The organism is Methylophilus sp. 14 (genome assembly GCF_015354345.1).
Lineage (GTDB): Bacteria > Pseudomonadota > Gammaproteobacteria > Burkholderiales > Methylophilaceae > Methylophilus.
Window position 1 is genome coordinate 1,005,232 of record NZ_JADKYS010000001.1, and the last position, 6,000, is coordinate 1,011,231.

The 6,000-nt window shown below is 47.3% G+C and carries 4 protein-coding genes and 1 pseudogene; all 5 read left to right on the plus strand.

Translation table 11 applies throughout. The features are described from left to right. Window positions 1-44: 44 nt before the first annotated feature. The 5 genes and pseudogenes from INP78_RS05085 (at window position 45) to INP78_RS05105 (ending at window position 5,906) form a co-directional block, all read left to right on the plus strand. A complete protein-coding gene (locus tag INP78_RS05085; protein ID WP_194741049.1) occupies window positions 45-1,271 on the plus strand; it encodes a pyridoxal phosphate-dependent aminotransferase in 1,227 nt (408 codons plus the stop codon). A gap of 56 nt (window positions 1,272-1,327) precedes the next feature. Continuing rightward, the gene (locus tag INP78_RS05090; RefSeq protein WP_194741050.1) at window positions 1,328-2,641 is read left to right on the plus strand and encodes a homoserine dehydrogenase; all 1,314 of its coding nucleotides are present in this window, start codon (window positions 1,328-1,330) and stop codon (window positions 2,639-2,641) included. A gap of 28 nt (window positions 2,642-2,669) precedes the next feature. Next, window positions 2,670-4,103, plus strand: a complete 1,434-nt coding sequence (gene thrC / locus INP78_RS05095) for a threonine synthase (protein WP_194741051.1) — start codon at window positions 2,670-2,672, stop codon at window positions 4,101-4,103. A gap of 20 nt (window positions 4,104-4,123) precedes the next feature. Then, window positions 4,124-4,645: pseudogene (locus INP78_RS05100) on the plus strand (thymidylate synthase); the annotation flags it as partial. A gap of 730 nt (window positions 4,646-5,375) precedes the next feature. After that, on the plus strand, window positions 5,376-5,906 hold the full coding sequence (locus tag INP78_RS05105; protein ID WP_194741052.1) for a hypothetical protein: 531 nt from the start codon (window positions 5,376-5,378) through the stop codon (window positions 5,904-5,906). Window positions 5,907-6,000: the final 94 nt, after the last annotated feature.

Sequence of the window (6,000 nt, forward strand, 5' to 3'; positions counted from 1 at the left end):
ACTTTAAGAGCTTAACACACGCCAGATGTGTTTGTTAACCAGCGATGAAGCCAGTCAATAAATCCAGCAAACTCAGTAATGTCTGTTACGACATCCGCGGCCCGGTATTACAACGTGCGCGCCAGATGGAGGAAGACGGGCAGCGTATTATCAAGCTGAACATCGGTAACCCGATGCCGTTCGGCTTTAATGCGCCAGAAGAAATCGTCCAGGATGTGATCCACAATATGGATCAGGCCTCTGGCTATACGGATTCCAAAGGCTTGTTCGCGGCGCGTAAAGCCATCATGCATTACACCCAGCAAAAAAATATTACGGGTGTGACCATAGACGACATTATTATCGGCAACGGTGTGTCCGAGCTGATCGTGATGGCCATGCAAGGCCTGCTTAATAATGGCGACCAGATTCTGGTGCCTATGCCTGACTATCCATTATGGACCGCCGCGGTGAACCTGGCAGGCGGCACGGCGCGTCATTATGTCTGTGACGAGCAGTCCGGCTGGTTACCAGACCTGGCAGATATTGAAAACAAAATCACTGCCAATACCAAAGGCATCGTGATTATCAACCCGAATAACCCGACCGGTGCTTTGTATCCGAAGGAAACGCTGGAAGGCATTATCGAGATTGCGCGTCATCATGGCCTAGTGATTTTCGCCGACGAAATTTATGACAAAGTGCTGTACGACGGCAACACACATACTTCTATCGCCTCGTTGGCTGATGATGTGCTGTTTGTGACCTTTAACGGCTTGTCCAAAAACTACCGTGCCTGTGGCTATCGTTCTGGCTGGATGATTATCTCTGGCGATAAAAAAGACGCCAAAGATTATATCGAAGGCCTGAATATGCTGGCATCGATGCGCTTGTGTGCCAACGTGCCCGGGCAGTTGGCGATTCAAACCGCACTTGGCGGTTACCAAAGTATCAATGACCTGGTCGCGCCTAGCGGTCGTCTGTGCAAGCAGCGTGACCTGGCTTATGACATGCTTACCGCCATGCCTGGCGTCACCTGCGTCAAACCGGCGGCAGCCATGTATCTATTTCCCAAGCTGGATCCGGTGATGTATCCGATTGCAGATGACCAGCAGTTTATTCTGGATTTGCTGCTGGAAGAAAAAGTATTGCTGGTGCAGGGCACCGGTTTTAACTGGAAATCCCCTGATCACTTCAGGGTGGTTTTCTTACCTAATGTCGACGATTTAACTGAAGCCATGACGCGCATAGGCTGCTATCTGGATAGCTATCGCAAGAAGCATGCAAAATAAAGAAACATTCAAAATAAGGTGAGCGTGCGCGCAAACCATTAATGGTGAGTATGAGTATGAAAGAATTAAAAGTAGGGTTGTTGGGTATAGGCACAGTGGGTGGCGGTACGTATACCGTGATCACGCGTAACCAGGCAGATATCGCCCGCCGTCTTGGTGGCAATATCCGCATCGTGCAAGTGGCTGACCGCAATCTTGAACTGGCAAAGCAGGTGACTGGTGGCCAGGTGGCCGTGACCGATGATGCTTTTGCGGTGGTGAATAACCCGGACATCGATGTCGTCGTCGAGCTGATTGGTGGCTACACCGTCGCTAAAGAACTGGTGTTAACCGCGATTGCCAATGGCAAGCATGTGGTGACAGCGAACAAGGCCTTGCTGGCAGTGCATGGCAACGAGATTTTTAAAGCCGCGGCTGACAAAGGTGTGATTGTCGCGTTTGAAGCGGCGGTGGCGGGTGGTATTCCTATCATCAAGGCACTGCGTGAAGGCCTGAGTGCTAACAAGGTAGAGTGGGTCGCGGGCATTATCAACGGCACCACTAACTTTATCCTGACCGAAATGCGAGACAAGGGCCTCGCCTTTGCCGACGTGCTGAAAGAAGCGCAACGTTTGGGCTATGCTGAAGCAGACCCGACCTTTGATGTGGAAGGCATTGATGCCGCGCATAAACTCACGATTATGGCCAGCATTGCTTTTGGCATGCCTATGCAGTTTGAGCATGCGTATACCGAAGGCATTACCAAGCTCACGATTAAAGATATTCAATACGCGCAGGAGTTAGGTTATCGCGTGAAATTGCTGGGTATCAGTAAAAAAGCAGAAGCCGGTGTTGAATTGCGTGTGCATCCAACGCTGATTCCTGAAAAGCGCCTGATTGCTAACGTGGATGGCGCCATGAACGCTGTCGTGGTTAAAGGTGATGCCGTGGGTCCAACCCTGTATTACGGTGCGGGTGCCGGTGCGGAGCCAACGGCCAGTGCCGTGGTCGCTGACCTGGTGGATATTGCGCGCCTGCAAGGCACCAAGGCCGAGCAACGTGTGGCTTATCTGGGTTATCAGTTAGACCAGCAACAAGTGTTGCCGATTTTGCCGATTAGCGACGTGCATTCTGCCTATTATCTGCGCTTGCGTGCGTCTGACAAGCCAGGGGTGATGGCCGACATCACCAAAGTGTTGGCTGATCTGCAAATCTCGATTGATGCCATGCTGCAAAAAGAGCCAGCCGAGGGTGAGTCAGAAGCCGATATCGTGATTTTGACCCACACCACGCAAGAAAAAATCATGGATGCAGCGATTGCCAATATTGAGGCACTGCCTGCTATCGCCGCCGGTGTGACGAAAATCCGCATGGAAGCACTGTCACGCTAATGAAGGTTTTGAGCATAGGTTAAATGCAATGAAATATATCAGTACCCGCGGGCAATCGCCTGCTTTAACATTTAGTGAAATTTTGCTGGGTGGCTTGGCGCCAGATGGCGGTTTGTACTTGCCTGAGCAGTATCCGCAGTTTAGCGATGCTGATTTGAACGCCATGCGCGGCATGAGTTACCGTGACTTGGCGTTTGCCATCCTGTCGCGTCTGGTGGATAACAGCGATATTCCGCACGCAGACCTGAAAGCGATTATTGATAAAACCTACCGCGCTGAAGTGTATCAATACGCGCGCGCAGGCCAAAATGCCGAAGACATTACGCCTACGCTCAAGTTGGAAGATAACCTCTACCTGTTAAGTTTGTCCAACGGACCTACATTAGCGTTTAAAGACATGGCCATGCAATTGCTGGGTAACCTGTTTGAGTATGTGTTGGCCAAAACTGGCCAAACCACCAACATCCTGGGCGCGACGTCTGGAGATACCGGCTCTGCGGCCGAATACGCCATGCGTGGTAAAAAAGGCGTGCGTGTGTTCATGCTGTCGCCTTACCAGAAGATGAGCCGCTTTCAGACTGCGCAAATGTTCAGTTTGCAAGACGACAATATTTTCAATATCGCCGTGAAAGGCGTGTTTGACGATGCGCAGGACATGGTTAAAGCCGTGTCTAACGATCATGCGTTTAAAGCACAATACAAAATCGGTGCGGTGAACTCCATCAACTGGGGTCGTATCGCTGCACAAATTGTGTATTACTTTAAAGGCTACCTTGCGGTGACGACAAATAACAGCCATAAAGTCAGTTTTACCGTGCCTAGTGGCAACTTTGGCAATATCTGCGCCGGGCATATTGCGCGCATGATGGGCTTGCCAATCGACCAGTTAGTCGTGGCTACCAACGAAAATGACGTGTTGGACGAGTTCTTTAATACCGGTGTTTACGCACCGCGTGGTTCCGCCAATACTTACCACACTTCCAGCCCGTCTATGGACATTAGCAAAGCCTCTAACTTTGAGCGCTTTATTTATGACCTGGTGGGCCAGGATGGTGGCAAAGTGCGCGAATTATGGTCTGCGGTGGATACTGGTGGCCAGTTTGACTTGAATGCACAAGGTTATTTCAGCAAAGTTGCTGGGTTTGGTTTTGTGTCCGGCCATAGCAATCATGCGCACCGTATGCAAACCATACGCGCGACCAAAGAACAATATGGGGTCACGATTGATACGCATACCGCTGATGGCCTGAAAGTGGCGCTGGAACACCGCAAAGCCGATGTGCCTATGCTGGTATTAGAAACCGCCTTGCCAGCCAAGTTTGAGGATGCGATTGTCGAGGCGTTAGGCGAAAAACCTGAGCGTCCAGCCAGCTTGGCAGGCCTGGAAGACTTGCCACAAACATCGACAGTGATGGATGTCAGTGTCGATGCCATTAAAGCGTTTATTGTCGCCAATACTTAACTCGCAGCGGGAGCCTGTCTATGCAGCAGTATCATGATTTATTGAACCACGTACTGGCGCATGGTCATGTCAAAACCGATCGTACCGGCACCGGTACCACCTCGGTGTTTGGTTACCAGATGCGGTTTAACCTGGCTGAGGGTTTCCCGCTACTGACGACCAAAAAAGTCCATTTAAAATCAATTATCCACGAGCTGTTGTGGTTCTTGCAGGGCAGCACTAATATTGCCTACCTCAAAGAGCATGGCGTCAGCATCTGGGATGAATGGGCAGACGAGCAGGGCAACCTAGGGCCGGTGTATGGTTATCAATGGCGCAACTGGCCCAAGCCAGACGGCACGCATATTGACCAGATCTCTCAGGTTATCAACCAGATTAAAAAGACACCAGATTCACGTCGTTTAATTGTGTCTGCCTGGAACGTGGCAGACGTAGAGCGCATGAAGTTACCGCCATGTCATGCCTTTTTCCAGTTTTATGTCGCTGATGGCAAGCTGTCTTGCCAGTTGTATCAACGCAGTGCTGATATTTTTCTATTTATCTACCGTAATGCTTTTGTACATTACATAAGTCTATTGAGATTTAAAGTATCAAAAATAAACACATTATTCTCGCTTACAGTTATTCCAAATTTAATCTGATCAATTTAAATCTGCTTTCTTTTCCATAGATATTCAAGCAGATGTCACTTCAAATCCCTGTATTTAATAGGGCCAGAATCTTCAAGTAGTTGCCTCATTCTTATGCTTCTCGTTCAAATCTTCCTTATCGCTTGAGGTCTCGGAGCACTTGACCTTTGCGGATACTGGATAGCGTATTTGAATCTACTTTTACCCGCGAACTGTTAAATGGCATAACACATGCCTGTAACGTTTAATTGAGTGAGACCTGTAAGAATAATTCTTCACAAGTCCTTCAAATAAACCAATTTAAACTTTAATTATGGTTTACAAGTTTTTTTTGTTGATATATTATTTTCTTATAATGTTGTCGCGATAAATAATAGTTAGCTATTTGATTTTGTAATACATAATCAATGTGTAGCAAAAGTAGAGGTGCAAATTGATACTCCATACTGCGGATTCCGTTTGCGAGAATGAATACCTGTTCTTTGATAATTTAGAGCGTGTAGTAGAGCTTCCTACAAATTTTCTGAATTCAATGGTGGGGTCTCCAAAATCAAGAAGTAGATGCACGTTAGACTTATATTCAAAACGGTTGAAAGACTTTTGTAGTTTTCTCGAGTCGCATAGAGTCTTTGGGCAGGTAACAGTGGACCAAGCAATCGTTGGATTAAATTTGACTATCATCGACGATTTTTATAAGCATTTAATAAATAAAGGGCTGGCAGCAAGCACTGTTAGAGGTTATGAATCTCTTATTAAGTCTTTTACAAATTGGCTGGCTAGCGAGAGCTCAGGGAAAGTACACAAGAAATCACTATATTGTAATTCTGGTTTTCGAACCTCAAATCCGTCAAAAGGAATACCTAGATATTTATTACCCAACGAAGTTATTCAATTATCAAAAGGAATGCGTTGGGAGATCCAAAGGCTTATCACACATTTTATTTTCGACACTGGAGTTCGCGTATCAGAAGTTCTTAGAGTCACTCAAGATGATATTCCAAATATGGAAAACTATCCTGAGACTGATGATTATTTTCCATTAAGGATAAAGGGTAGCAAGGGGCGAAATGGTGCGTACAAAATGAGAGATACAATCATTTCTAGACCACTCTTGGTCAGATTGAATCGCTACTTTAATTCAAAATCATACATTGAATCGCCCCGGCTGCATTAGATACTTTTTAGCCTCATTGGACTACCCACGGTTTTGTAGACACCTAGCCTTGTTTGCGCCAGACCTCTTCAAACGCTTCAGGGCTCATGCCATT

Excerpts from the sequence above, each read along its gene's own strand:
- INP78_RS05085 (WP_194741049.1), top strand. The coding sequence starts at position 45 with ATGAAGCCAGTCAATAAATCCAGCAAACTCAGTAATGTCTGTTACGAC.
- INP78_RS05090 (WP_194741050.1), top strand. The coding sequence starts at position 1,328 with ATGAAAGAATTAAAAGTAGGGTTGTTGGGTATAGGCACAGTGGGTGGC.
- thrC (WP_194741051.1), top strand. The coding sequence starts at position 2,670 with ATGAAATATATCAGTACCCGCGGGCAATCGCCTGCTTTAACATTTAGT.